At 68.3% G+C, this 24,310-nt stretch carries 23 protein-coding genes; 12 read left to right on the top strand and 11 right to left on the bottom strand.

Annotation, left to right across the window (positions count from 1 at the left end):
* Nucleotides 1–213: 213 nt before the first annotated feature.
* Entirely contained in the window at nt 214–1,119 is a 906-nt protein-coding gene (gene argB / locus B5X82_RS15495) for an acetylglutamate kinase (protein ID WP_079649049.1), read from the bottom strand.
* Between the two features lie 56 nt (nt 1,120–1,175).
* Complete coding sequence (locus B5X82_RS15500; protein ID WP_079649050.1) at nt 1,176–1,832, bottom strand: queuosine precursor transporter; 657 nt, start codon at nt 1,830–1,832, stop codon at nt 1,176–1,178.
* A 102-nt stretch (nt 1,833–1,934) separates the two neighbouring features.
* Here B5X82_RS15500 and B5X82_RS15505 point away from each other — a divergent pair, with 102 nt between their 5' ends.
* Nucleotides 1,935–3,197 carry a NupC/NupG family nucleoside CNT transporter gene (locus B5X82_RS15505; RefSeq protein WP_079649051.1) on the top strand — a complete coding sequence of 421 codons (1,263 nt, stop codon included), beginning with the start codon at nt 1,935–1,937 and terminating at the stop codon, nt 3,195–3,197.
* Between the two features lie 68 nt (nt 3,198–3,265).
* The gene (locus B5X82_RS15510) at nt 3,266–3,697 is read left to right on the top strand and encodes a hypothetical protein (protein WP_079649052.1); all 432 of its coding nucleotides are present in this window, start codon (nt 3,266–3,268) and stop codon (nt 3,695–3,697) included.
* A 32-nt stretch (nt 3,698–3,729) separates the two neighbouring features.
* On the opposite strand, the gene rpoN is transcribed toward B5X82_RS15510, so the two are convergent.
* The 6 genes from rpoN to B5X82_RS15540 form a co-directional block, all read right to left on the bottom strand.
* Complete coding sequence (gene rpoN / locus B5X82_RS15515) at nt 3,730–5,268, bottom strand: RNA polymerase factor sigma-54 (protein WP_079649053.1); 1,539 nt, start codon at nt 5,266–5,268, stop codon at nt 3,730–3,732.
* 37 nt (nt 5,269–5,305) lie between these two features.
* Nucleotides 5,306–6,082, bottom strand: coding sequence for an LPS export ABC transporter ATP-binding protein (gene lptB, locus B5X82_RS15520; RefSeq protein ID WP_079649054.1), 777 nt, complete (start codon nt 6,080–6,082; stop codon nt 5,306–5,308).
* Between the two features lie 155 nt (nt 6,083–6,237).
* Nucleotides 6,238–6,759, bottom strand: a complete 522-nt coding sequence (locus B5X82_RS15525) for an LptA/OstA family protein (RefSeq protein ID WP_079649055.1) — start codon at nt 6,757–6,759, stop codon at nt 6,238–6,240.
* Complete coding sequence (gene lptC / locus B5X82_RS15530; RefSeq protein WP_079649056.1) at nt 6,759–7,454, bottom strand: LPS export ABC transporter periplasmic protein LptC; 696 nt, start codon at nt 7,452–7,454, stop codon at nt 6,759–6,761. The genes B5X82_RS15525 and lptC overlap by 1 nt, the downstream gene beginning before the upstream one ends.
* A 133-nt stretch (nt 7,455–7,587) precedes the next feature.
* Complete coding sequence (locus B5X82_RS15535; RefSeq protein WP_079649057.1) at nt 7,588–8,205, bottom strand: ribonuclease D; 618 nt, start codon at nt 8,203–8,205, stop codon at nt 7,588–7,590.
* Between the two features lie 71 nt (nt 8,206–8,276).
* On the bottom strand, nt 8,277–9,017 hold the full coding sequence (locus B5X82_RS15540; protein WP_079649058.1) for a TerC family protein: 741 nt from the start codon (nt 9,015–9,017) through the stop codon (nt 8,277–8,279).
* 349 nt (nt 9,018–9,366) lie between these two features.
* Here B5X82_RS15540 and B5X82_RS27305 point away from each other — a divergent pair, with 349 nt between their 5' ends.
* Complete coding sequence (locus B5X82_RS27305) at nt 9,367–10,140, top strand: cold-shock protein (RefSeq protein ID WP_079649059.1); 774 nt, start codon at nt 9,367–9,369, stop codon at nt 10,138–10,140.
* A 198-nt stretch (nt 10,141–10,338) separates the two neighbouring features.
* Here B5X82_RS27305 and msrB read toward each other — a convergent pair whose 3' ends face one another.
* Nucleotides 10,339–10,824 carry a peptide-methionine (R)-S-oxide reductase MsrB gene (gene msrB, locus B5X82_RS15550; protein WP_079649060.1) on the bottom strand — a complete coding sequence of 162 codons (486 nt, stop codon included), beginning with the start codon at nt 10,822–10,824 and terminating at the stop codon, nt 10,339–10,341.
* Nucleotides 10,825–10,966: 142 nt separating this feature from the next.
* Between msrB and queG the strand changes: the two genes are divergently transcribed.
* Genes queG through B5X82_RS15565 form a run of 3 tightly spaced genes read left to right on the top strand, consistent with a single transcriptional unit; the run spans nt 10,967 to nt 13,383 of the window.
* Complete coding sequence (queG, locus tag B5X82_RS15555) at nt 10,967–12,115, top strand: tRNA epoxyqueuosine(34) reductase QueG (protein ID WP_079649061.1); 1,149 nt, start codon at nt 10,967–10,969, stop codon at nt 12,113–12,115.
* 33 nt (nt 12,116–12,148) lie between these two features.
* Nucleotides 12,149–13,018, top strand: coding sequence for a 3-hydroxyacyl-CoA dehydrogenase family protein (locus tag B5X82_RS15560; RefSeq protein WP_079649062.1), 870 nt, complete (start codon nt 12,149–12,151; stop codon nt 13,016–13,018).
* Between the two features lie 17 nt (nt 13,019–13,035).
* Nucleotides 13,036–13,383, top strand: a complete 348-nt coding sequence (locus B5X82_RS15565; RefSeq protein ID WP_079649063.1) for a DUF952 domain-containing protein — start codon at nt 13,036–13,038, stop codon at nt 13,381–13,383.
* Between the two features lie 117 nt (nt 13,384–13,500).
* Here the strand turns inward: B5X82_RS15565 and B5X82_RS15570 are convergent, their stop codons facing one another.
* Entirely contained in the window at nt 13,501–13,965 is a 465-nt protein-coding gene (locus B5X82_RS15570) for a hypothetical protein (protein ID WP_079649065.1), read from the bottom strand.
* A 70-nt stretch (nt 13,966–14,035) separates the two neighbouring features.
* A complete protein-coding gene (locus tag B5X82_RS15575; protein ID WP_079649066.1) occupies nt 14,036–15,457 on the bottom strand; it encodes a helix-turn-helix domain-containing protein in 1,422 nt (473 codons plus the stop codon).
* A gap of 127 nt (nt 15,458–15,584) precedes the next feature.
* Here B5X82_RS15575 and B5X82_RS15580 point away from each other — a divergent pair, with 127 nt between their 5' ends.
* The 6 genes from B5X82_RS15580 to B5X82_RS15605 all read left to right on the top strand — a co-directional run bounded on the left by B5X82_RS15580 (nt 15,585) and on the right by B5X82_RS15605 (nt 24,086).
* The gene (locus tag B5X82_RS15580) at nt 15,585–17,117 is read left to right on the top strand and encodes an acyl-CoA carboxylase subunit beta (protein ID WP_079649068.1); all 1,533 of its coding nucleotides are present in this window, start codon (nt 15,585–15,587) and stop codon (nt 17,115–17,117) included.
* A 37-nt stretch (nt 17,118–17,154) separates the two neighbouring features.
* Entirely contained in the window at nt 17,155–18,345 is a 1,191-nt protein-coding gene (gene bktB / locus B5X82_RS15585; protein WP_079649069.1) for a beta-ketothiolase BktB, read from the top strand.
* Entirely contained in the window at nt 18,342–18,767 is a 426-nt protein-coding gene (gene mce / locus B5X82_RS15590) for a methylmalonyl-CoA epimerase (protein ID WP_079649071.1), read from the top strand. Before bktB ends, mce begins: the two co-directional genes overlap by 4 nt.
* 31 nt (nt 18,768–18,798) lie before the next feature.
* Complete coding sequence (gene scpA, locus B5X82_RS15595) at nt 18,799–20,949, top strand: methylmalonyl-CoA mutase (RefSeq protein ID WP_079649072.1); 2,151 nt, start codon at nt 18,799–18,801, stop codon at nt 20,947–20,949.
* Complete coding sequence (gene bioB / locus B5X82_RS15600; protein ID WP_079649073.1) at nt 20,946–21,962, top strand: biotin synthase BioB; 1,017 nt, start codon at nt 20,946–20,948, stop codon at nt 21,960–21,962. The genes scpA and bioB overlap by 4 nt, the downstream gene beginning before the upstream one ends.
* Before the next feature lie 141 nt (nt 21,963–22,103).
* Complete coding sequence (locus B5X82_RS15605) at nt 22,104–24,086, top strand: acetyl-CoA carboxylase biotin carboxylase subunit (RefSeq protein WP_079649074.1); 1,983 nt, start codon at nt 22,104–22,106, stop codon at nt 24,084–24,086.
* Nucleotides 24,087–24,310 lie beyond the last annotated feature (224 nt).

Below are 24,310 nucleotides of genomic sequence, written 5' to 3' on the forward strand. Positions count from 1 at the left end.
TTCAAGGGAGGGGGTCGGGGATGGGTGGCGAGCGGTAGCGAGCCTCCCCGGCTACAGCGCAGAACTCCGCCAAGGGGGATCGGCCCCCTTGGTTGCGTACCCTTCAGCGAGGTGAAACATGCCCCCAGCATGTTTCAGGGATTGCCGGGGGGCAATCCCGACCTCGCAGAACTTACCTCCCTCCCCTGAAGGGGAGGGAGAGCTTTCGGGGATTCACCCCATTCCGATCAGCGTGCCCGCGCCGCGGCGGGTGAAGGCTTCGATCAGCATCGCGTGCGGCACCCGGCCGTCGAGGATGACGGCGGCGTCGACCCCGCCCTCGACCGCATGGACGCAGGTCTCCAGCTTCGGGATCATCCCGCCCTGGATCGTCCCGTCCTCGCGCAGCGCCGTGATCTGGCGCGGGGTCAGGTCGCGGATCAACTTCTTTTCCTTGTCGAGCACGCCGGCGACATCGGTCAGCAGGAACAGCCGCGCCGCGCCCAGCGCGATCGCGATCGCGCCCGCCATGGTGTCGGCGTTGACGTTGTAGGTGTGGCCGTCCTCGCCGATCGCGATCGGCGCGACCACCGGGATCATCCCCGCCTTGGAGATGGTGTCGATCACCCGCCGGTCGATGTCGGCGGGCTCGCCGACGAAGCCGAGGTCGACCGCCTTCTCGATATTGCTGTCGGGATCGCGCTGGGTGCGGCGGACCTTCTCGGCGACGACCATCCGGCCGTCCTTGCCCGACAGGCCGACCGCACGGCCGCCCGCCTGGGCGATCCACGAGACGATCTCCTTGTTGATCGACCCGCACAGCACCATCTCGGCGACCCGCGCCGTCTCCGCGTCGGTGACGCGCAGGCCGTCGACGAAGCTGCTCTCCACGCCGAGCGTCTTGAGCATCTTGCCGATCTGCGGCCCGCCGCCATGGACGACCACCGGATTGATCCCGACCGCCTTGAGCAGGACGATGTCCTCGGCGAAGTCGCGCGCCGCCTCCGGATCGCCCATGGCATGGCCGCCATATTTGACGACGAAGGTCTCGCCCGCATAGCGCTGCATATAGGGCAGCGCCTCGACGAGCGTCTCGGCCTTGGTGAGAAGGAGCGGATCGGGGCTGTGATCGGTCGACATGGCGGCCCCTTAGCGGAGCCGGGCCCCGGGATAAAGTAGCGCGTTCACGCCTCTGCTCACCCCCGCGCGTCAGCCCTCCTGCCCCAGGCGACGAACAGGGTGATCAGCGGCGGCACAAGGATCACCGACAGCACCACCTTGGTCACCATCTGCCCGCCCATCAGGCCGAGGATCTCGCGCTCGCCGTAGAAGCTGATGGTGATGAACATGACGGTGTCGGCGATCTGGCTGACGATGCTGGCGATCATGCCGCGCAGCCAGACGAAGCGGCCGACGCCGCCGCCCTTGAGCTTGTCGAAGATCAGCACGTTGAGCGTCTGCGAGAGGCCGTAGGAGATCAGCCCGGCGATCATCATCCGCGCGCCCTGTCCCACCACGATCGGGAAGGCCTCGACCGCCGGCGGGTACATGCCGGGGTCGGTCGGCAGCGCGAGCACCAGCCGGATCAGCAGCGCCGAGGCGATCAACGGCAGGAAGCCCCAGCGCACCAACGCGTCGGCGGCGGCGCGGCCGTGCAGCTCGGCCACCGCGCTCGCCATCACCACCAGCAGCAGGAAGGCGAAGATCCCCGCCTCCACCGCGAGCGGCCCCAGCGCCACCTGCTTCACCCCCAGCACGCCGGCGATGCAGACCATGCCGCCGTAGAAGATCGAGAGGATGAAGAGCGAGCGCGCAGGCACGCTGGCCGGGGTCGAAGGCGGAGAGGCGTCCATGGACGCCTGCTACCGGCTTTATTGCAGGAGCGAAAGAGCGCTTGACCGCGCCGGGCGCCGCGCCATGGTGGCGCTTTCGGGCGGGCGGGGAACCTCTCTTTCATGACCAAATGGCTGACCGGCCTGGCCGGCATCGCGCTGATCCTGCTGGTGGCGGTGGCGCTGTCGTCGGACCGCCGCGCGATCCGCCCGCGCGTCGTCGGCGCGGCGTTCGCCCTGCAGGCCGCGATCGCCGTGCTGGTGCTCTACGTGCCCTGGGGCCGGACGGTGCTCGCCGGACTGTCGGCGGGCGTGTCGAGCCTGCTCGGCTATGCCCAGTCGGGTACCGACTTCCTGTTCGGATCGCTGGTCAAGCCCGAGATCGGCGGCACCAGCTTCGCGCTCGCCGCGCTGCCGGTGATCATCTTCTTCGCCTCGCTGGTCTCGATCCTCTATTATCTCGGCATCATGCAGGCGGTGATCCGCTGGGTCGGCGGCGCGATCGAGAAGGTGACCGGCGTCTCCAAGGTCGAATCGCTGTGCGCCGCCGCCAACATCTTCGTCGGGCAGAGCGAATCGCCGCTGGTCATCCGTCCCTATCTGGCCGGCCTCGCCCCGCACCAGATGTTCGCGGTGATGACCACCGGCATGGCCGGGGTCGCGGGCACCATCCTCGCCGCCTATGCGGCGATGGGGATCAGCATCGACCTGCTGCTCGCCGCCAGCTTCATGGCGGCGCCGGGCGGGCTGCTGATGGCCAAGATCATCATGCCCGACCCCCGCGTCCCCGAGGGCGAGCTGCCGCTCGGCGACGATCCCGCCGAGGAGGCGATCGTCCTTGCCGAGGCGCACGAGGCGGAGGAACGCCCCGCCAACATCATCATGGCGGCGTCGCAGGGCGCCCAGACCGGCGTGCGGATCGCGGTCGCGGTCGGCGCGATGGTGCTGTCCTTCGTCGCGCTGGTCGCGCTCGCCAACGGGCTGCTCGGCGTCGCAGGCGGCTGGTTCGGCTATCCGGCGTTGAGCTTCCAGCAATTGCTCGGCTTCGTCTTCGCGCCGGTGATGTACCTGCTCGGCATCCCGTGGGAACAGGCGCAGGTGGCGGGCGGCCTGTTCGGCGAGAAGATCGTCCTCAACGAATTCGTCGCCTATATCCACCTGGGCCAGATCAAGGCGACGCTCGACGCGCACAGCCTGGCGGTCACCACCTTCGCGCTGTGCGGCTTCGCCAACTTCTCCTCGATCGCGATCCAGATGGCGTCTGCGGGCAGCCTCGCTCCCAATCAGCGCCCGGTGATCGCCCGGCTCGGCATCAAGGCGCTGATCGCGGGCAGCCTCGCCAATCTGATGTCGGCCGCCCTGGCGGGACTGTTGCTGCCGAACTGACGACGAGCCGAGGAACCTTTTCGCCTCCTCCGCGCGTTTCGACCGGACCGTACCGCGGGAGCGATCCGATGAAGGCAGCTTGGGCGATCGGTGGGGCATTCATCTTGTCGGCGCCGATCATGGCGCTGCCGACCCGCTGGTCGGCCGAAGCCGACGTTGCACGTTACCTGGTCGGCGACCTCGGCCGGCGCGGCAGCCATGTGCTGATCGCCTGCCCTGCCGACGGCTCCCCCGCCATCCAGGTCGCGATCGCCGGTGCCGGTGCGCCGCCCGGCAGCGACGTCGGCTTCCGTTCCGGCGACCGCACCGTGGTCATGCATGCCGACGGCGACGGGATGATCGCCACCCGCGACCACGCCAATGCCGCCGCCTTCGGTGCGCTGTGGCGCGCGATCCGCGCGGGGGACCGGCTCGACATCGGCTTCACCAACGGCGTCTCGGCGAGCCTGCCGCTGAAGGGCGAGGCGCGCGCGCTGCCGGCGGCGCCGTGCGACACCTGATCTCCCTCCCCTGAAAAGGGGGATGAAGAGCGCTACGCCGCCTTCATCGCGCGTTGGCGGCGGCGCTGGACCGACGATCCAAGGCCGATCGCCTCGCGATATTTGGCGACGGTGCGGCGGGCGAGGTCGAAGCCCTTGTCCTTGAGCAGCTCCACCAGCTTGTCGTCCGACAATATGTCGTCGCCCTCGGCGGCGATCAGCTTGGCGATCTGGCTCTTCACCGCCTCGGCCGAGACCGCGTCACCGCCGTCGGCCGCCGCGACCCCGCTGGTGAAGAAATATTTGAGCTCGTGCAGCCCGCGCTCGCACATCAGATATTTGTTCGAGGTGACCCGGCTGATCGTCGATTCGTGCATGCCGATGGCGTCGGCCACCGCCTTCAGCGTCAGCGGGCGGAGATGCTCGACACCGTGGAGGAAGAAGGCCTCCTGCTGCTTGACGATCTCGCGCGCGACCTTGACGATCGTCCGCGCGCGCTGGTCGAGCGCCTTGACCAGCCAGTTGGCCGAGGCGAGGCATTCGCCGAGCCACGCCTTGCTGCCCTTGTCCTGCGGCCCGCCCGACAGCTCGGCATAATAGGCCCGGTTGACGATCAGCCGCGGCAGCGTCGCCGCATTGAGCTCGATCGCCCAGCCGCCGCCGGTGCGGCGGACGAAGATGTCGGGGGTGACCGGCGCGGGCGGCTCGCCGCCGAAGCGCAGGCCCGGCTTCGGATCATAGTCGCGGAGCTCGCGGATCATGTCCGCCATGTCCTCCTCGTCGACTCCACAGAGTCGGCGGAGCTGCGGGATCGCGCCGCGCGCGAGCAGGTCGAGATTGTCGATCAGCTTGGCCATCGCCGGATCGTAGCGATCGGCCTCTTTCGCCTGGAGTGCGATGCATTCGGCCAGCGAGCGTGCGCCGACCCCGGTCGGATCGAGCGTCTGGATCACCCCCAGCACCCGCTCGACATGGAACAGCGGCACGTCGAGCGCCTGGGCGATCTCGAAGGTCTGGCCCTCGAAATAACCGGCCTCGTCGATCAGGTCGATGATCCGCGCGGCGATCGCCAGTTCGAACCCGTCGAGCAGTTCGCCTGCCTGCGCCGTCAGATGATCGTGGAGCGAGAGCGTCGCCGTCGCATAATCGTCGAGCCCGCGCCCCTCGTCGACGCCGCCGCCCGCGACACCGTCCATCCCCAGGCTGCCGTCCATCCCGCGCGGACTGTCGGCGGCGCTGTCATGGTGGAAGGTCTCGGCCGTATAATCCACGTCGAGCGGCGCGTCGGCGAGTGCGTCGCCGGCCTCGACCAGCCGGTCGGCGGTCGGGCCATCCTCGTCGAAGCCGTCGCTGCGGATGCCGTCTCCGTCAAACCCGTCTCCATCGAAGACCTCGTCGGCACCGGGCGCCTCGTCACGCTCGCCCGCCTCGCCGCCGCCGGCCTCGAGCAGCGGGTTCTTCTCGATCTCCTCGGCGATGAACGCCTCGACCTCGAGATTGGACAGCGCCAGCAGCTTGATCGCCTGCTGGAGCTGCGGCGTCATCACCAGCGACTGGCTCTGCCGAAGGTCGAGGCGGGGACCGAGCGCCATGGCTACAGGGCCGAGGTGGGGAAGCGCCGCATCGCGCTCAGAGCGAGAAGCCCTCGCCCAGATAGAGGCGGCGGACGTTCGGGTCCGCGACCAGCGCGGCGGGGCTGCCCTGGAACAGCACCTTGCCGTCGTAGATGATGCAGGCGCGGTCGACGATGTCGAGCGTCTCGCGGACATTATGGTCGGTGATCAGCACGCCGATGTCGCGGCGCTTGAGATCGCGGACCAGCTCGCGGATGTCGGAGATCGAGATCGGATCGATGCCGGCGAACGGCTCGTCGAGCAGCATGATCGACGGGTCGGCGGCCAGTGCGCGGGCGATCTCGCAGCGGCGACGCTCGCCGCCCGACAGTGCCATGGCGGCCGAATCGCGCAAATGGCTGAGGTGGAACTCGCCGAGCAGCGAATCGAGCCGCTGGACGCGCTGCGCCTTGTCGGGTTCCACCAGCTCGAGCACCGCCATGATGTTCTGGCTGACGGTCAGGCCGCGGAAGATCGAGGTTTCCTGCGGCAGATAACCGAGGCCGAGGATCGCGCGGCGGTACATCGGCAGGGTGGTGATGTCATCGCCGTCGAGCAGGATGCGCCCGGCGTCGGGCTTGACCAGCCCCATCACCGAATAGAAGCAGGTCGTCTTGCCCGCGCCGTTCGGGCCGAGCAGGCCGACCACCTCCCCGCGCGCGACGTCGAGCGAGATATCGGTCAGCACCTGCCGCTTGTCGTAGGTCTTGGCGATCGACACGACCGAAAGGCCGCGCACGGCACCGGTGCCGTCGGGACCGGCGGGGCGTTCGAGCGTGGCGGTGTCGTTCATGGCTGGGCGTTTCCCGCAGTCGATATTATCCGGCGCTAGTTAGCGAAAGCCGCCGCCCATGGAAACTGGCAAGCTTCGTGCATGGCCTTTTTGGGGGCGGCGAGTTGCCGAAATGAGACGATCCGCTGCGGCCGGGCCGCGCGGCGGCCCGGAACTCAGTTGCCGGTCTTGCGCGGCGGCGGCGTGAAACGCCCGGTGACGCGGCCGCCCGCCCCGCCGCCCTCGAGCGACGCCGCGCCGCTGTTGAGGTTGAGGACCAGGCGGTTGCCGCGCGTCTCGCCCTTGCCGGCACGGACGATGACGACGTTGCCGATCATCGTCACCAGCCGGGTGCGCAGGTCGTAGATCGCATATTGCGAGCGGGCATTCTCGGTCGAGGTGGTCAGCACGACTCCGCCCGACGCGTCCATCCGCGTCACCTCGGTCTGGGCGGCCGAGGTATAGGCGATCGTCAGCCTGGCCGCGCGCAGCCGCATGTCGCCCTGCTTGACGTCGACATTGCCGGTCAGCACCGCGCGGTCGGCGCGGTCCTGCAGCTCGATCCGGTCGGCGGCGAAATCCACCGGCGCGTTCGAATCATGCTGCTTCAGCGCGTTGACGGTCTGCGCGCCGGCCAGCGCGGCCGTTCCGGCCAGCACCGAGATCAGCAGCGATTTCGCCAGCACCGCACGCCCCATCACCGCTGACCTCCGACCTTCGCGCCGACTCTCGCCCCGGCCTGGGGCTTGGGCGCTGCCTTGGCCTGTCGCTGATCGATATGCAAGCGGGCTCGGCCTTCCAGCACGACGATCCGCTTGTTGAGATCGGCGGTGAAGCGGTCGCCCGAGAAGGTGCCGATGTTCATCCGGCCGTCGACCGGGCCCTGGCTCGCAACCTGGCGGGTCTTGAGATCGATGCCGACGTCGCGCGTCTCGATATTGTAGCCGTCGGCCGAGCGCAGATGGACCGGTCCGTCGATCGCCACCTTCTCGCTGTCCATGTCGTAGCGGCCGTGCCCGGCGACGATCTTCGCCGGCCCTTCGGGAAGCTGGATCTCGGCGGCGAGCTGCTGGAGCCGCACCACCGGGTCGCGCGAGGTCGCCTGCACCGCCGAGCCGGCAGTGAGCTGGAAGGGCTGGCCCTTCGAATCCTGGCCGCGATAGGTGGCGGTGGTCACCCGCATCCGCTCGCGCGCCACCTCGACCCGGTCCTTCGACAGGACGAAGCTGATGTCGCGGCCGACCGTCAGCGGCGCGAGCGCGAGCAGCACGACCAGCACGCCGATCGCGACCGGCAGCAGGATCCGCAGGATCGCGATCACCCGGTCGTGGCTGCTGCCGCTGGCGGCCCAGAGCTGGCGCTCGCTGCGGACGCGGTCGGCGAGTTCGGACATTCTGTTCAGGGCCTCCGGCAGTCGGCACCAGCCCGCGCCGCCACCCGACCGCCCGGACATGATATCCTATGGGCGGTCGGGTGGGTGCGCGGGCCGGTGCCGGGTCCGCTATAGCGGACCATGTCGCACGACATCAAACATGCGCGAAGATGTCGATCTCCGGCCAGCCGGCGAGGTCGAGCTCGGCGCGGGCAGGCAGGAAGTCGAAACAGGCCTGGGCCAGCGCGGTCCGTCCCTCGCGCGCCAGCCGCTCGTCGAGGATCGTCCGCATCGCATGGAGGTAGCGGACGTCCGAGGCGGCATAGTCCTTCTGCGCGTCGGTCAGGTCGGGCGCGCCCCAGTCGGACGACTGCTGCTGCTTCGACACCTCCTGGCCGAGCAGCTCGCGCACCAGCTCCTTGAGGCCGTGGCGGTCGGTATAGGTGCGGACCAGCCGCGACGCGGTCTTGGTGCAATAGACCGGCGCGGCCATCACCCCGATATAATGCCTGATCGCCGCGAGGTCGAAACGCGCGAAATGGTAGAGCTTGAGCCGGGCCGGATCGGCGAGCACCGCGCGCAGGTTCGGCGCGGCATAGTCGCTGCCGGGCGCGAAGCGGACCAGATGCTCGTCGCCGCGCCCGTCGGAGATCTGAACGAGGCAGAGCCGGTCGCGCGGGGTGATCAGCCCCATCGTCTCGGTGTCGACCGCGACCGGGCCGGGGCCGAGCGCGTCGGCGGGCAGGTCTTCCTGATGGAGATGGACTGTCATCGCGCCGCCATAAAGCCCGGCCGGGCCGAGGGCAATCCATAAGCCCGATCCGGGAGACCGGGTCTACCGACTCACCCGGCCTTCCGCCGTCGGGCGTTGCGCTGGATCATGTTGAGCGCCTCGACCGCCGCGGAGAAGGCCATGGCGGCGTAGATATAGCCCTTCGGCACATGGACGCCGAAGCCCTCGGCGATCAGCGTCATGCCGATCATGAACAGGAAGGCGAGCGCCAGCATCACGATCGTCGGGTTGCGCTCGATGAAGCGCGACAGCGGGCCCGCCGCGGTCATCATCGCCGCGACCGCCGCGATCACCGCGACGAACATGATCGGGACATGGTCGGTCATGCCGACCGCGGTGATGATCGAATCGATCGAGAAGACCAGGTCGAGCAGGATGATCTGGACGATCGCCGCGCCGAAGCCGAGTCCGGCGCGCTTCGCGTCGAACAACTCTCCCTCGTCGTCCTGGTCGACATTGTGGTGGATCTCCTTGGTCGCCTTCCAGACGAGGAACAGTCCGCCCGCGATCAGGATGATGTCGCGCCACGACAGCGGCTGGCCGAACAGCTCCATGATCGGACGGGTCAACGTGACGATGAAGGCGATCAGGCTGAGCAGCACGAGACGGAGGCCGAGCGCGAGACCGATGCCGATCATCCGCGCGCGGGGGCGCTGCGCCTCGGGCAGGCGGTTGGTGAGGATCGAGATGAAGATCAGGTTGTCGATGCCCAGCACCACCTCCATCGTCACCAGCGCGGCGAGCGCGGCCCAATTGGCGGGATCGGCGAAGATGGCGGCGATGTCGGGCATGATGTCCTTGATGGGCTTTGCTTGGGGAAGGATCCGGCCGTGTCCCGGTACGGATTCGACCGGCCGCGACTCGGAAGCGGATTTGCCGACGCTAAACGCGAATCGGGGCGCTGCGGAGCACCGAAGCCGTCAGAAAATACGGTTACATGCTCATTCCGGCGGTCGATTCCACCCGATCGACGCGTTCAGGGCCGGTACAGCACCATTAAACCGCTCGCTCACCGGGAATATTTGCTTTATGTCTTTTGTTTGGCGCGTCTGATTTTTGCGCGCCGGAAGGATGATGGACCCACGCCCGGTGCCCCGTCCTTTCGATGCATGGGGCGAGATTCGGGAAGAACTGCAAGGCATGGGTTTCGATAGAGGGAAGCGCGGTCCGCGCGGCGGCGGCAGGGACAAGCGCGACGGCTTCGGTGACGAAAGTTACGGCGGCTATGGTGGTGGCGGTTTCGGCGGTGACCGCTTCGGCGGCGGCGGCGGTTACGGCGGTGGCGGCGATCGCTTCGGCGGTGGCGGCGGTTATGGCGGCGGCGGCGATCGCTTCGGCGGTGGCGGCGGCGGCGGCGGTTTCCGTGGCGGCGGTGGCGGCTTCGGCGGCGGCGGCGGTCGCGGCGGCATGCCCGCCCAGGTGATTGGCGAAGGCAAGGGCGTCGTCAAATTCTTCAACGGGCAGAAGGGCTTCGGCTTCATCGTCCGTGACGATGGCGGCGAGGACGTGTTCGTGCACATCTCGGCGGTCGAGCAGGCGGGCCTCACCGGCCTCGCCGAAGGCCAGCCGCTGGAGTTCACGCTCGTCGATCGCGGCGGCCGCGTCTCGGCAACCGATCTCAAGATCGAGGGCGAACCGCTCCCGGTCGAGGATCGCGGTCCGCGTCCTGCGGCCGGCGGCCCGGCCCGTCAGCTCACCGGCGAGAAGGCGAGCGGCACGGTCAAGTTCTTCAACGCGATGAAGGGCTTCGGCTTCATCCAGCGCGACGACGGACAGCCCGATGCCTTTGTGCACATCTCGGCGGTCGAACGCGCCGGCATGACCAACCTCAACGAAGGCGACCGGCTCGAGTTCGAGCTGGAGGTCGATCGTCGCGGCAAGTACGCGGCGGTGAACCTCACCCCGCTCGGCTGAGCGGGGCGCTTCGGCGAACGAAAGGCCCGGCTTCCCATGGGGAGGCCGGGCTTTTTCTTTGCCTCCCCGTCATCCGATATTTGGATCGTCATCCCGGCGGAAGCCGGGATCTTCCCTGCCTTTTCCGCTGCGGCGAGAAGGACATAAGGAAGGGAGATTCCCGCTTTCGCTGGAATGACGGGAGGAGGTGAGAGAGCCTCAGCCCTTCGCCACGAACGTCAGCGCCGCGCCGTTCATGCAATAGCGCTGGCCGGTCGGCGGCGGGCCGTCGTCGAAGACATGGCCGAGATGGCCGCCACAGCGGTGGCAGCTCACCGCGGTGCGTGGCACGCCGATCTTATAGTCGGTGCTGGTGTCGACCGCGCGCGGCAGCGGCCGCCAGAAGCTGGGCCAGCCGGTACCGCTGTCGAACTTGGTGGCCGAGCTGAACAGCGGCAGCACGCAGCCCGCGCACAGGAAGGTGCCGGCACGATGCTCCTTGTTGAGCGGGCTGGTGAAGGCGCGCTCGGTCGCTTCCTCGCGGAGCACGGCATAGGCGAGCGGGCTCAGCCGCTTGCGCCATTCGGCGTCGCTCAGCGTGAAGGCATAGGCCCGCTTCGGCGCCGAGAAGGCCCGGCCGGCGATGATCGCCGTGACCGCGGCCGCCATCCCCGCGCCCAGCAATGTGCGTCGATCGACCGTCATCACCCTGCTCCTTTCACTGCAATGTGGGGACGGAGAAGATACGCGGCAACCTTGGCCCTGGTTACGGAGGAGAACATCGCCAGCGAGAGCCGGCATGACGAAACATTGGGTTTTGGCCGCGACCCTTCTAGATTCACCGGAAATGACCGACGACCCCATCTCCCTGCGCGAGGCGATCCGGGACGAGGCGTTGAAGCTGGGCTTCACCGCCTGCGGCTTCGCGCGCGCCGACGCCGCGCCCGAGAGCGCGGCCCGGCTCGATGCGTGGCTGGCGACGGGCGCGCACGGGTCGATGGAGTGGATGGAAGCGCGTAAGGGCGAGCGCGCCCGGCCCCAGGGGCTGTGGCCCGAGGCGCGCAGCCTGATCATGCTCGGCATGAGCTACGCCCCGCGCGAGGACCCGATGCGGCTGGCGGATGCACCCGGCATCGGCCGCATCTCGGTCTATGCGCAGGGCACCGACTATCATGACGTCGTCAAGAAGGCGCTCAAGCATCTCGCCCGCTGGCTGGTCGATCGGGCGGGGGGCGCACTCAAGGTGTTCGTCGACACCGCGCCGGTGATGGAAAAGCCGCTGTCGGCGGCGGCCGGGATCGGCTGGCAGGGCAAGCACAGCAATCTCGTTTCGCGCGAGCATGGCAGCTGGCTGTTCCTCGGCGCGATCATGACCAGCCTCGAGCTGCCCCCCGACGATCCGCACGACGATCGCTGCGGAAGCTGCTCCGCCTGCCAGGCGGCCTGCCCCACCGACGCCTTCCCGCGCCCCTATGTCGTCGATGCGCGGCGCTGCATCTCCTATCTGACGATCGAGCATAAGGGGCCGATCCCGGCCGAATTCCGCGCGCCGATCGGCAATCGCATCTATGGCTGCGACGATTGCCTGGCGGTCTGCCCATGGAACAAATTCGCCGAGGCCGCCGCCGCCAACCGCGCCTTCGCCGCGCGCGCCGAACTCGCCGCGCCCGAGCTGGAGGACCTGCTCGGCCTCGACGACGCCGGCTTCCGCGCGGTGTTCGCGGGATCGCCGATCAAGCGGATCGGGCGCGACCGGATGCTGCGCAACGCGCTGATCGCCGCCGGCAACAGCGGGCTGGCGAGGCTGCTGCCACCGATCATGGCGCTGCTCGACGATCCTGCGCCGGTGGTGCGCGGCGCTGCGGTCTGGGCCCTCGGCCGGCTCGATCCGGCCGGTTTCGCCACCGAGCGGGCGACCCGCCGCGCCGACGAAAAGGATTCGGACGTCGCCGCCGAATGGGACGCGGAGATTGCGGCCGCGCCCGCCGCCCGATAACAGGCGGCCCCGAAGAGAGTCGGAGGGAACAGCATGGACATCATCGGAGTCGTCGGGGCGGGGCAGATGGGCGCGGGGATCGCGCAGATCGCAGCCCAGGCGGGGTTGAAGGTGCTGCTGTCGGACGTGTCGGTCGAGGTCGCCGCCAAGGGCAAGGCCGGGATCGTCAAGCTGCTCGACAAGGCGGTCGAGCGCGGCAAGCTCGACGCCGGCAAGCGCGACGCCGCCGTCGACCTGATCGAGCCGATCGGCGACCTGTCCGCGATGCGCGCCGCCGACCTGATCATCGAGGCCGCGACCGAGCGGGAGGCGATCAAGCGCACGATCTTCGAGAATATCGGCAAGGTGCTCGCCCCCCACGCGATCCTCGCCACCAACACCTCGTCGATCTCGATCACCCGGCTCGCCCAGGCGTCGACCGATCCGGCGCGCTTCATCGGCATGCACTTCTTCAACCCGGTGCCGCTGATGCCGCTGCTCGAACTGATCAAGGGCCTCGCCACCAGCCCGGAGGCGGTCGAAGCCGCCGAGGAATTCGGCCGCCGCACCGGCAAGACGACGATCCTCGCCGCCGACAGCCCCGGCTTCGTCGTCAACCGCATCCTGCTGCCGCTGCTCAACGAAGCTTTCTTCGCGGTGGGCGAGAGGCTCGCCTCGATCCCCGACATCGATGCCGGCGTGAAGCTGGGCCTCGGCCATCCGATGGGCCCGCTGACGCTGGCCGACATGATCGGCCTCGACACGCTGATGGAGGTGCTCCGCGTGCTGCAGTCCGATTTCGGCGATCCCAAATATCGCCCCGCCCCGATCCTGTCGAAGCTGGTCGAGGCCGGCTGGCTCGGCCGCAAGACCGGCAAGGGCTTCTACGACTATTCGGGCGAGACCCCGGTCCCGAGCTTCTGAGGACGGAACGACCCGCCATGGCCGACCCGATCGCCTACAAGGTTCTGCTCGCCGACGAGATGGCCCGGCTCGAAGCCGACGGCCGTTTCGCCGGCGCACCGGTCGACTTGGCCGACGGCTATATCCACCTGTCGACCGCGGCCCAGCTGGACGAGACGGTCGCGAAGCATTTCGCCGGCAAGGAGGGGTTGTTCGTCGCCGCCGTCGACCTGTCCGCGTTCGGCGACGCGCTGCGCTGGGAACCGTCGCGCGGCGGTGCGCTGTTCCCGCACCTCTATGCGGTGCTGACGCTGGACAGCGTGGTCGCCTACGGCCCGCTGGAGCGCGACGAGGACGGCGCGATCAGGCTGCCGGTGGCGGGGTAACCGAGGATCGGCCCCCCGGCGGAGGCCGGGGCCTCAGGAGAGGAGCGCCACCAACTCTCCCGAGATTCCGGCCTCCGCCGGAATGACGAGGAAAGTTGGCGAGCGAAGAGCCGGGACCTACGCCTCTTTCCGCAGCACCCGATCAGCCACCCATCCCATAGGCAGGCCGACGCAGACCAGGTGGGAGAAGAGCGCGTTGCCGACGTCCCAGGCGCCGGTGCGCGGGAACAGTTCGGGCCAGCGCAGCGGCAGGACGATCCAGTACATCACCAGATAGAGGCCGAGCCCGTAGAGCGTGCCCCACAGCAGCGGCCGCCGCAGGATGAAGGGCAGCAGGCTCGCCGCGATCATGAAGACGGTCACCATCACCGTCATCAGCGCATAATGGACGATCAGCCCGGCCAACGCGACCGGTACGCTCGCCCCCTGGAGCATCGGATCGCCGAACGGACCCGCAGCGACGCCCTGCAGCACCCGGAGCGGCCCGACGCCCTTGACCGCGCTGAACGCGAAAGCACTGAGCAGATCGAGCGAGCCCGACAGGGCGGTCGCGGTGACAATCGCGCGGGTGATGGGTCGCATGCCCTGTCTTCCTCTCCCCTGTTGCCGGGACAGCCTACACCCCCCGCCCCCCGCCCGGGCAAGGATTTTCTCAGCTCATCCGGTAGGGCACCACGTCGCGCCGGTCGGCGTCGACCTCGATCGGCCGGCCGGCCGGCGGGAAGGCGCGCTGGTCGCAATGCTCGCGCGGGCACAGCCGGCACGAGATGCCGATCGGCGTGACCGCCCCCGGATTGCCGAGATCGAGCGCATCGGCATAGATGAAGTCGCGGGCATGCTCGACCTCGCAGCCGAGCGCGACGGCGAAGCGGCGTGGCGCGCGGGTGAAACTGCCCGACGGCTTGACCAGCCCCTTCGCCATCTGGACGTAGCGCACCCCGTCCGGCATCTCGGCGAGCTGGACGAGGATGCGGTCGGGGATCGCCACCGCCTCGTGCACGATCCACAGCGGGCAGGCGCCGCCGAAGCGGGCGAATTGCAGCCGGGTCGCCGAATGACGCTTGGTGATGTTGCCGGCCATGTCGACCCGGCAGAAGAAGAAGGGGATACCGCGCTCGGCCGGGCGCTGGAGCGTCGACAGCCGGTGGCACGCCTGCTCGAAGCTTACCCCGAAGCGCTGGCACAGCCGGTCGATGTCGTGGCGCAACCCGCGCGCGGTGTCGCGGAAGCGGCGATAGGGCATCAGCAGCGCCCCCGCCGCATAGTTGGCGAGGCCGACCGAGAGCAGCGGGAAAGCCTCCGCCGCGCGGAACCGCGCCTCCGCGGCGACCGAGGCGATCTCGCGGTCGAGTTCGAGCTGGACGAGCTGGTGCGCCATCATGAAGCGGCGCGTCTCGGGGGGCTGCGCCGATCCGATCGTCAGCAGCCCCCGCGCCCGGTCGAAGCGGCGCAACATGCCGCCGCCGTCGTCGGCCGCGGTGACGATGTCGACCCCGTGGCGATGCTTGAGCGCATGCGCGATCAGCGCCTCGGGCAGCGGCTCGGCGTCGAGATCGTCGGCCAGCGCCTCGGCGGCACGATCGATCGGGTCGACATAATTGCCCTCCTCATGGAACCAGTCGCGCACCTCCTCCCATGGCAGCCGGTCGTCGCCGGGGACGCCGCTGGCGATCCGGTCGTCGACGAGCTGGAGCCGTTCCTCGGCCCGGCGCCAGGCATCGTGGAGACGCACGAACTGATCGGCGAAGACCGGTTGCTGCTCGACCATGCGGTGGAGCATCTGCGGCCCGACCTCGGCGGTTGCGAACAGCGGATCGGCGAACGCCTCGCGCAGCGTCGCCAGCCGCCGCTCGGCGTCGCCGGCGGTGTCGCGGTTCCAGTCGATCGGGAAGGCCTTGGCGAACGCCTCCCCCACCGCCGGGGTGATCGGCCGGTCGTCATTCTCGAGCTGCGACAGATAGGAGACCGACAGCCCGACGCGCGCCGCCATCGCCGCCTGGCCAAGCCCGACCCGCTGCCGCAGCGCGCGCAGCTCGTGCCCCGCGAAGAGGCGCGTTCCGGTGCGTCGTGCCATGGCCTCCGTCCCTCCGAGCGTCAATTTTGCAAATAGGGACTTCGCAAGTCCGCAAGTTCACATTTGCCTTATCGCGCAAAGCTTGAAAAGGGGGCCGGATCAAATATCCCAAGGAGCCTATGGTCCTATGCTGGCGATCCTGCAGAAGCTCGAGGAGAAGCGCGCGGCGGCGCGGCTCGGCGGCGGCGAGAAGCGCATCGAGGCGCAGCACCGCAAGGGCAAGCTGACCGCCCGCGAGCGCATCGAGGTGCTGCTCGATCCCGACAGCTTCGAGGAGCTCGACATGTATGTCGAGCACAACTGCACCGATTTCGGCATGGAAGCCGAGCATATCCCCGGCGACGGCGTCGTCACCGGATCGGGCACGGTCAATGGCCGCCTCGTCTTCGTCTTCAGCCAGGACTTCACGGTCTATGGCGGTGCGCTCAGCGAACGCCACGCGCAGAAGATCTGCAAGATCATGGACATGGCGATGAAGGTCGGCGCGCCGGTGATCGGCCTCAACGATTCGGGCGGCGCCCGCATCCAGGAGGGCGTCGCCTCCCTGGGCGGCTATGCCGAAGTGTTCCAGCGCAACATCCTGGCGTCGGGCGTCATCCCGCAGATCAGCGTGATCATGGGGCCTTGCGCGGGCGGCGCGGTCTATTCGCCGGCGATGACCGACTTCATCTTCATGGTGAAGGACAGCTCGTTCATGTTCGTCACCGGTCCCGATGTGGTCAAGACCGTCACCAACGAGGTGGTGACGCAGGAGGAGCTGGGCGGCGCCGTCACCCACACCACCAAGACCTCGGTCGCCGACAACGCCTTCGACAACGACATCGAAGCGCTGCTGTCGGTGCGCGAATTCGTCGACTTCCTGCCGCTGTCGAACCGGCACGACCTGCCCGAGCGGCCGACCGACGATCCCTGGGACCGCACCGAGCCGAGCCTCGACACGCTGATCCCCGACAGCGCGACCAAGCCCTACGACATGAAGGAACTGATCGCGAAGGTCGTCGACGAAGGCGACTTCTTCGAGGTCCAGCCGAACCATGCCGGCAACATCGTGATCGGCTTCGGCCGGATCGAAGGCCGTCCGGTCGGCATCGTCGCCAACCAGCCGATGGTGCTGGCGGGCTGCCTCGACATCAACTCGTCGAAGAAGGCGGCGCGCTTCGTTCGCTTCTGCGATGCGTTCGACATCCCGATCGTCACCTTCGTCGACGTGCCCGGCTTCCTGCCCGGCACCGCGCAGGAGCATAACGGCATCATCAAGCATGGCGCCAAGCTGCTGTTCGCCTATGGCGAGGCGACCGTTCCGAAGATCACCGTCATCACCCGCAAGGCCTATGGCGGCGCCTATGACGTGATGGCGTCGAAGCATCTGCGCGGCGACCTCAACTATGCCTGGCCGACCGCCGAGATCGCGGTGATGGGGGCCAAGGGCGCGGTCGAGATCATCTTCCGCAAGGACATCGGCGACGCCGAGAAGATCGCCCAGCGGACCAAGGAATATGAGGACCGCTTCGCCAACCCGTTCGTGGCGGCGTCGAAGGGCTTCATCGACGAGGTGATCATGCCGCATTCGACCCGTCGGCGGATCGCGCTCGGCCTGCGCAAGCTGCGCAACAAGAGCCTCGAGAATCCCTGGAAGAAGCACGACAACATTCCGCTCTGAGCAGAGAAGCGCGGACCCCAGCAGCAGGAACCCTTTCATGGCCCAGATCCAAGACATCTACATCGTCGGCGCCGCGCGGACCGCGATCGCCGATTTCGGCGGCGCGCTGAAGGACGTTCCCCCCGCCGAGCTCGGCGTGATCGTCGCCAAGGCCGCGCTGGAGCGCGCCGGACTCGAACCCGGCGACGTGCAGAATGTGGTGATGGGCCAGGTGATGCCGACCGAGCCGCGCGATGCCTATCTGGCGCGCATGGTCGGCGTGAACGCCGGCGTGCCGATCGAGACCCCGGCGCTGACCCTCAACCGGCTGTGCGGTTCGGGCGTCGAGGCGATCGTCACCGGCGCCAAGGCGATGGTGCTGGGCGAGTCGGACATCGTCCTCGCCGGAGGCGCCGAGGTGATGAGCCGCGTCCCCCATGTCGTGAAGGGCGCGCGCTGGGGCACCAAGATGGGCAATGTCGAGATGACCGACGGCCTGATCGAGGCGCTGAGCGATCCGTTCGACAAGGTCCATATGGGCATCACCGCCGAGAATGTCGCCGAACGCTACCAGATCACCCGCGAGGCGCAGGACGCGCTGGCGCTGCAGGGCCACCAGCGCGCCGCCAGGGCGATCGCCGAGGGCCGCTTCAAGGATCAGATCGTCCCGGTCGAGGTGAAGACCCGCAAGGGTGTCGTCGCGTTCGACACCGACGAGCATGTCCGTAGCGACGTCTCGGCCGAGGAGCTGGCCAAGCTCCGTCCCGTCTTCAAGAAGGACGGCACCGTCACCGCCGCCAATGCCAGCGGCATCAACGACGGCGCGGCGATGGTCGTGCTGGCGACCAAGAAGGCGGTCGACGCCAAGGGGCTGAAGCCGCTCGCGAAGATCCTGAGCTGGGGCCATGCCGGGGTCGAGCCGCTCTACATGGGCGTCGGCCCGATCAAGGCGGTGCCGATCGCGCTGGAGCGCGCGGGCCTGACCCTGGCCGATATCGACGTGATCGAGGCGAACGAGGCGTTCGCCGCGCAGGCCTGCGCGGTGGCGCAGGAGCTCGGCTTCGATCCCGACAAGGTCAACCCGAACGGGTCGGGCGTCGCGCTCGGCCATCCGGTCGGCGCGACCGGCGCGATCCTGACGGTCAAGACCGTCTATGAGCTGGAGCGCATCGGCGGCCGCTACGGCCTGATCACCATGTGCATCGGCGGCGGCCAGGGCATCGCCATGGTGGTGGAGCGCTGCGCATGAAGCTCGGCCGGCTCAACCATGTCGGGGTCGCCACCCCGTCGATCGAGAAGAGCATCGCCTTCTACCGCGACGTGATGGGCGCCGAGGTGATCCGCGAGCCGTTCGACCTGCCCGCGCAGGGCGTGAAGGTCTGCTTCGTCGACACGCCGAACAGCCAGATCGAGCTGATCGAGCCGCTCGGCGAATCCTCCCCGATCGCCGGCTTCCTCGCCAAGAATCCGGACGGCGGCCAGCACCATATCTGCTATGAAGTGCCCGATATCCACGCCGCCAAGGCCTGGTTCGAGGGCAAGGGCGCGCGCGTGCTGGGCGAGCCGCGCATCGGCGCGCACGGCACGCTGATCTTCTTCGTCCACCCGCGCGACATGGGCGGGGTGCTGACCGAGATCATGGAAACCCCGCGACCCGGCGTCAGCCACTGACGGCGCCCCTGAGGTTCGGAAGGAAGCAGCGATGAGCGACGACAAGCCCGATCTGGCCCGCTGGGAGGCCGCCGCCGCCAAGGAGGTCAAGGGCAAGGACCTGACCTGGAACACGCCCGAGGGGATCGCGGTCAAGCCGCTCTACACCGCCGCGGACGTGGCCGGCATCGACCCTGGCCTGCCCGGATTCGCGCCGTTCACGCGCGGCGTGCGGGCGTCGATGTACGCCGGCCGGCCCTGGACGATCCGCCAATATGCCGGCTTCTCGACCGCCGAGGAGTCGAACGCCTTCTACCATCGCAACCTCAAGGCCGGGCAGAAGGGCCTGTCGGTCGCCTTCGACCTGGCGACCCATCGCGGCTATGACAGCGACCACCCACGCGTCACCGGCGACGTCGGCAAGGCGGGCGTGGCGATCGACACGATCGACGACATGAAGATCCTGTTCGACGGCATTCCGCTCGATCAGATGTCGGTGTCGATGACGATGAACGGCGCGGTGATCCCGGTGCTCGCCTTCTTCATCGTCGCCGGCGAGGAGCAGGGCGTGCCGATGGCCCAGCTCGACGGGACCATCCAGAACGACATCCTCAAGGAGTTCATGGTCCGCAACACCTATATCTACCCGCCCGAGCCGAGCATGCGGATCATCTCGGACATCTTCGCCTTCACGTCGCAAAACATGCCCAAGTTCAACTCGATCTCGATCTCGGGCTATCACATGCAGGAAGCCGGGGCGACGCAGGTCCAGGAGCTGGCCTTCACCATCGCCGACGGTATGGAATATGTGAAATACGGCGTCGCCTCGGGCCTCGACATCGACAAGTTCGCCGGCCGGCTGAGCTTCTTCTTCGCGATCGGCATGAACTTCTTCATGGAGATCGCCAAGCTGCGCGCCGCGCGGGTGCTGTGGCACCGGGTGATGACGAAGCTCGGCGCCAGGGACGAGCGCTCGAAGATGCTCCGCACCCATTGCCAGACCTCGGGCGTCTCGCTGACCGAGCAGGACCCGTACAACAACGTCATGCGCACCACGATCGAGGCGATGGCGGCGATGCTGGGCGGCACCCAGTCGCTCCACACCAATGCGCTCGACGAGGCGATCGCGCTGCCGACCGACTTCTCGGCCCGGATCGCGCGCAACACCCAGATCGTCATCCAGGAAGAGACCGGGATGACCAAGGTCGTCGATCCGCTCGGCGGCTCCTATTATGTCGAGAGCCTGACCCAGGAGCTGGTCGACCGCGCCTGGGAGATCATCGAGAAGGTCGAGGCCGAGGGCGGCATGGCGAAGGCCGTGGCGGCCGGCTGGCCCAAGGCGATGATCGAGGAGGCCTCGGCGGCCAAGGCGGCGCGGATCGACCGCGGCGAGGAGATCATCGTCGGCGTCAACAAATACCGCCTCGCCAACGAGGAAGAGATCGACATCCTCGACGTCGACAACCATGCGGTGCGCGAGGCGCAGATCCGCCGCATCCAGGCGGTCAAGGCCGGCCGCGACGAGGCGAAGTGCCAGGCCGCGCTCGCCGCGCTGACGGAAGGCGCGCGGGGCGGCGCGAACCTGCTGGCCCTCGCCGTCGACTGCGCCCGCGCCCGCGCGACGCTGGGCGAGATTTCGGCCGCGATGGAGGCGGTGTTCGGCCGCTTCGGCACCACCCCGACACCGGTCAGGGGGGTCTATGGCGGCGCCTATGGCGACGACCGCCGCTGGTCGGGGCTGGTCGAGGGAGTCGAGACGATCACCCGGCGCAAGGGCCGCAAGCCCCGCATGCTGGTCGCCAAGATGGGCCAGGACGGGCATGACCGCGGCGCCAACCTCGTCTCCTCGGCGTTCGGCGACCTCGGCTTCGAAGTGGTGGCGGGGCCGCTGTTCCAGACCCCCAAGGAAGCCGCCGAGCTGGCGCTCAAGGCCGATGTCGACGTGGTCGGCGCGTCCAGTCTCGCCGCCGGCCACAAGACGCTGATCCCCGAGCTGATCCAGCACCTCAAGGATGCCGGGCGCGGTGACATCAAGGTGGTCGCCGGCGGCGTCATCCCGGCACAGGACTATCAGTTCCTGCGTGACGCAGGGGTGCAGGGGATTTTCGGCCCCGGCACCAATCTGGTGCATGCGGCAACCGAAGTGCTACGGCTGTTGGGTCACAACCAACCGCCCGAAGGCTTCGAGGAGGCCGCTGAATGAACGCCCATGCCAATCCCCGCCCCGCCGTCCGGTCCGACTGGACGCGCGAGGAGATCGCGGCCCTGTTCGACCTGCCGTTCAACGACCTGCTGTGGCAGGCGCAGGCCGCGCACCGCGCCAGCCACGAGGCGAACGCCGTCCAGCTCTCGACCCTGCTGTCGATCAAGACCGGCGGCTGCCCCGAGGATTGCGGCTATTGCAACCAGTCCGTCCATGCGGAAACAGGCCTCAAGGCGACCAAGCTGATGGACGTGCGCGCGGTGCTCCAGGCCGCCGCGCAGGCCAAGGATGCCGGCTCGACCCGCTTCTGCATGGGCGCCGCCTGGCGCAACCCGAAGGACCGCGACATGCCCGCCATCGTCGAGATGGTACAGGGCGTCCGCCAGATGGGGATGGAGACCTGCATGACCCTCGGCATGCTGACCGAGGACCAGGCCCGGACGCTCGCCGATGCCGGGCTCGACTATTACAACCACAATATCGACACCGCACCCGAGCGGTACGACCAGGTGATCACCACCCGGACCTTCGAGGACCGCATCGAGACGCTCGAGCATGTCCGCGAGGCGGGGATCAACGTCTGCTGCGGCGGCATCGTCGGCATGGGCGAGACGCGCGCCGACCGGGTCGGCTTCATCCACGCGCTGGCGACGCTGCCAGTCCATCCGGAAAGCGTGCCGGTCAACGCGCTGGTGCCGGTCAAGGGCACGGTGCTGGGCGACATGCTCGCCGACACCCCGCTGGCGAAGATCGACGAGATCGAGTTCGTCCGCACCGTCGCGGTCGCGCGGATCACCATGCCCGCCTCGATGGTCCGCCTGTCGGCGGGCCGCGAGAGCATGTCCGACGCGGCGCAGGCGCTGTGCTTCATGGCCGGGGCCAATTCGATCTTCACCGGCGACAAGCTGCTCACCACCGACAATGCCGGCGACGACAGGGACGCCGCGCTGTTCGCCCGGCTCGGCGTCACGCCGATGGCGGCCGAGTGCAAGGTCGAGCTGGCGGCGGAGTGATCACATGATCCGCTCGTCCTGAGGAGGGACTGAGCCTGGCGAAGCCCCGTCTCGAAGGATCCTTCGAGACGCCGGTTCGCCAAGCTCACCGGCTCCTCAGGATGAGCGGAAAAGATAGCATACAGGGAAACGACGACGACGATGTTCAAGAAAATCCTGATCGCCAACCGCGGCGAGATCGCCTGTCGCGTGATCAAGACCGCGCGCCGGATGGGCATCAAGACCGTCGCCGTCTATTCGGACGCCGACGCGCGCGCGCCGCATGTCGAGATGGCCGACGAGGCCGTCCATATCGGCGCCTCGCCCGCGTCGGAGAGCTATCTGGTCGCCGACAAGATCATCCAGGCGTGCAAGGACACCGGCGCCGAGGCCGTCCATCCCGGCTACGGCTTCCTGTCGGAGCGGACCAGCTTCGCCGAAGCGCTGGCCGCGGCCAACATCGCCTTCATCGGGCCGCCGGCCAATGCGATCGCCGCGATGGGCGACAAGATCGAATCGAAGAAGCTCGCCAAGCAGGCCGGCGTCAACGTCGTCCCCGGCTATGTGGGCGAGATCGACGATACCGACCATGCCGTCCGCATCGCCAACGACATCGGCTATCCGGTGATGATGAAGGCATCGGCCGGCGGCGGCGGCAAGGGCATGCGCCTCGCTTATTCGGAGAAGGACGTCCGCGAGAATTTCGAGAGCGTCAAGCGCGAGGGGCTGAACAGCTTCGGCGACGACCGCGTCTTCATCGAGAAGTTCATCGAAAGCCCGCGCCACATCGAGATTCAGGTGCTCGGCGACAAGCATGGCAATATCGTCTACCTCAACGAGCGCGAATGCTCGATCCAGCGCCGCCACCAGAAGGTGGTCGAGGAGGCGCCGTCGCCCTTCGTGTCGCCGGAGATGCGCAAGGCGATGGGCGAGCAGTGCGTCGCCCTCGCCCGCGCCGTCGGCTATCATAGCGCCGGCACGGTCGAGCTGATCGTCTCGGGCGCCGACACGACCGGCCAGGGCTTCTACTTCCTCGAGATGAACACCCGGCTCCAGGTCGAGCATCCGGTCACCGAATGCATCACCGGCCTCGACCTGGTCGAGCAGATGATCCGCGTCGCCTATGGCGAAAAGCTCGCCTTCACCCAGGCCGATGTGAAGATCAACGGCTGGGCGGTCGAGAACCGCGTCTATGCCGAGGACCCCTATCGCGGCTTCCTGCCGTCGACCGGCCGCCTCGTCCGCTACCGGCCGCCGGCCGAGGTCGACAATGTCCGCGTCGACGACGGCGTCTATGAGGGCTCCGAGATCTCGATGTTCTACGACCCGATGATCGCCAAGCTGATCACCTGGGGCGAGACCCGCGAGGCTGCGATCGACAGGCAGATCGCCGCGCTCGACCGGTTCGAGATCGACGGCATCGGCCATAATGTGGATTTCCTGTCGGCGCTGATGCAGCATCCGCGCTTCCGCTCGGGCAACATCACCACCGGTTTCATCGCCGAGGAATTCCCCGAAGGCTTCACCGGGGCCGCCGCCGACGCCAGGCTGGGCCTGCACCTCGCTGCGGTTGCGGGCGTCCTCGCCAGCATCGACGCCGCCCGCGCGGCGCAGATCGACGGCCGGCTCAATGGCCCGGCCGATCCCTCGACCAGCTGGGTCGTCACCCTCGACAAGGTCGAGCGCCAGATCGAGATCCTCGGCGACGCGGTCAGCGTCGATGGCACCCCGGTGGTGGTCGACGCCCCCTACGCGCCGGGGCAGAAGCTGGTCGAGGCGCTGATCGACGGCGAGCCGCTGTCGATTCGGGTCGAGCGCAAGCGCACCGGCTGGCGCTTCACGACCCGCGGCGCGAGCCACGAGCTGCGCGTGCTGACCCCGCGCGTCGCGGCACTGTCGCACCACATGATCGAGAAGATCCCGCCCGACATGTCGCGCTTCCTGCTCTGCCCCATGCCGGGGCTGGTGACCGCGATCCATGTCGCCGAGGGCGCGAAGGTCGAGGCCGGGCAGCCGCTCGCGGTGGTCGAGGCGATGAAGATGGAGAACATCCTGCGCGCCGAGAAGGCCGGCACGGTCAAGGCCGTCGCAGCAAAGGCCGGCGACAGCCTCGCCGTCGACGCGGTGATCCTCGAATTCGAATGATCGGAGCGGCCTCGGCCCTTAGCTGCCCGTCATCCCGGCCTCGGCCGGGATATCGGGCGGCTCCTGCGGCCAGCTGATCTCCTCTGTCCCGAGATCCCGGCCTGCGCCGGGATGACGGGTTAGGCGGCGAGCTTCGCGGCTGCCCTGGCGCGGCGTGTGATCTCTGCGGTGTCGGGCTTGCCGGGCGGGACGATCCAGCTGCCGCCGACGCACAGCACCGCGTC

Source organism: Rhizorhabdus histidinilytica, from assembly GCF_900167915.1.
In the GTDB taxonomy this organism is placed as follows: domain Bacteria; phylum Pseudomonadota; class Alphaproteobacteria; order Sphingomonadales; family Sphingomonadaceae; genus Rhizorhabdus; species Rhizorhabdus histidinilytica.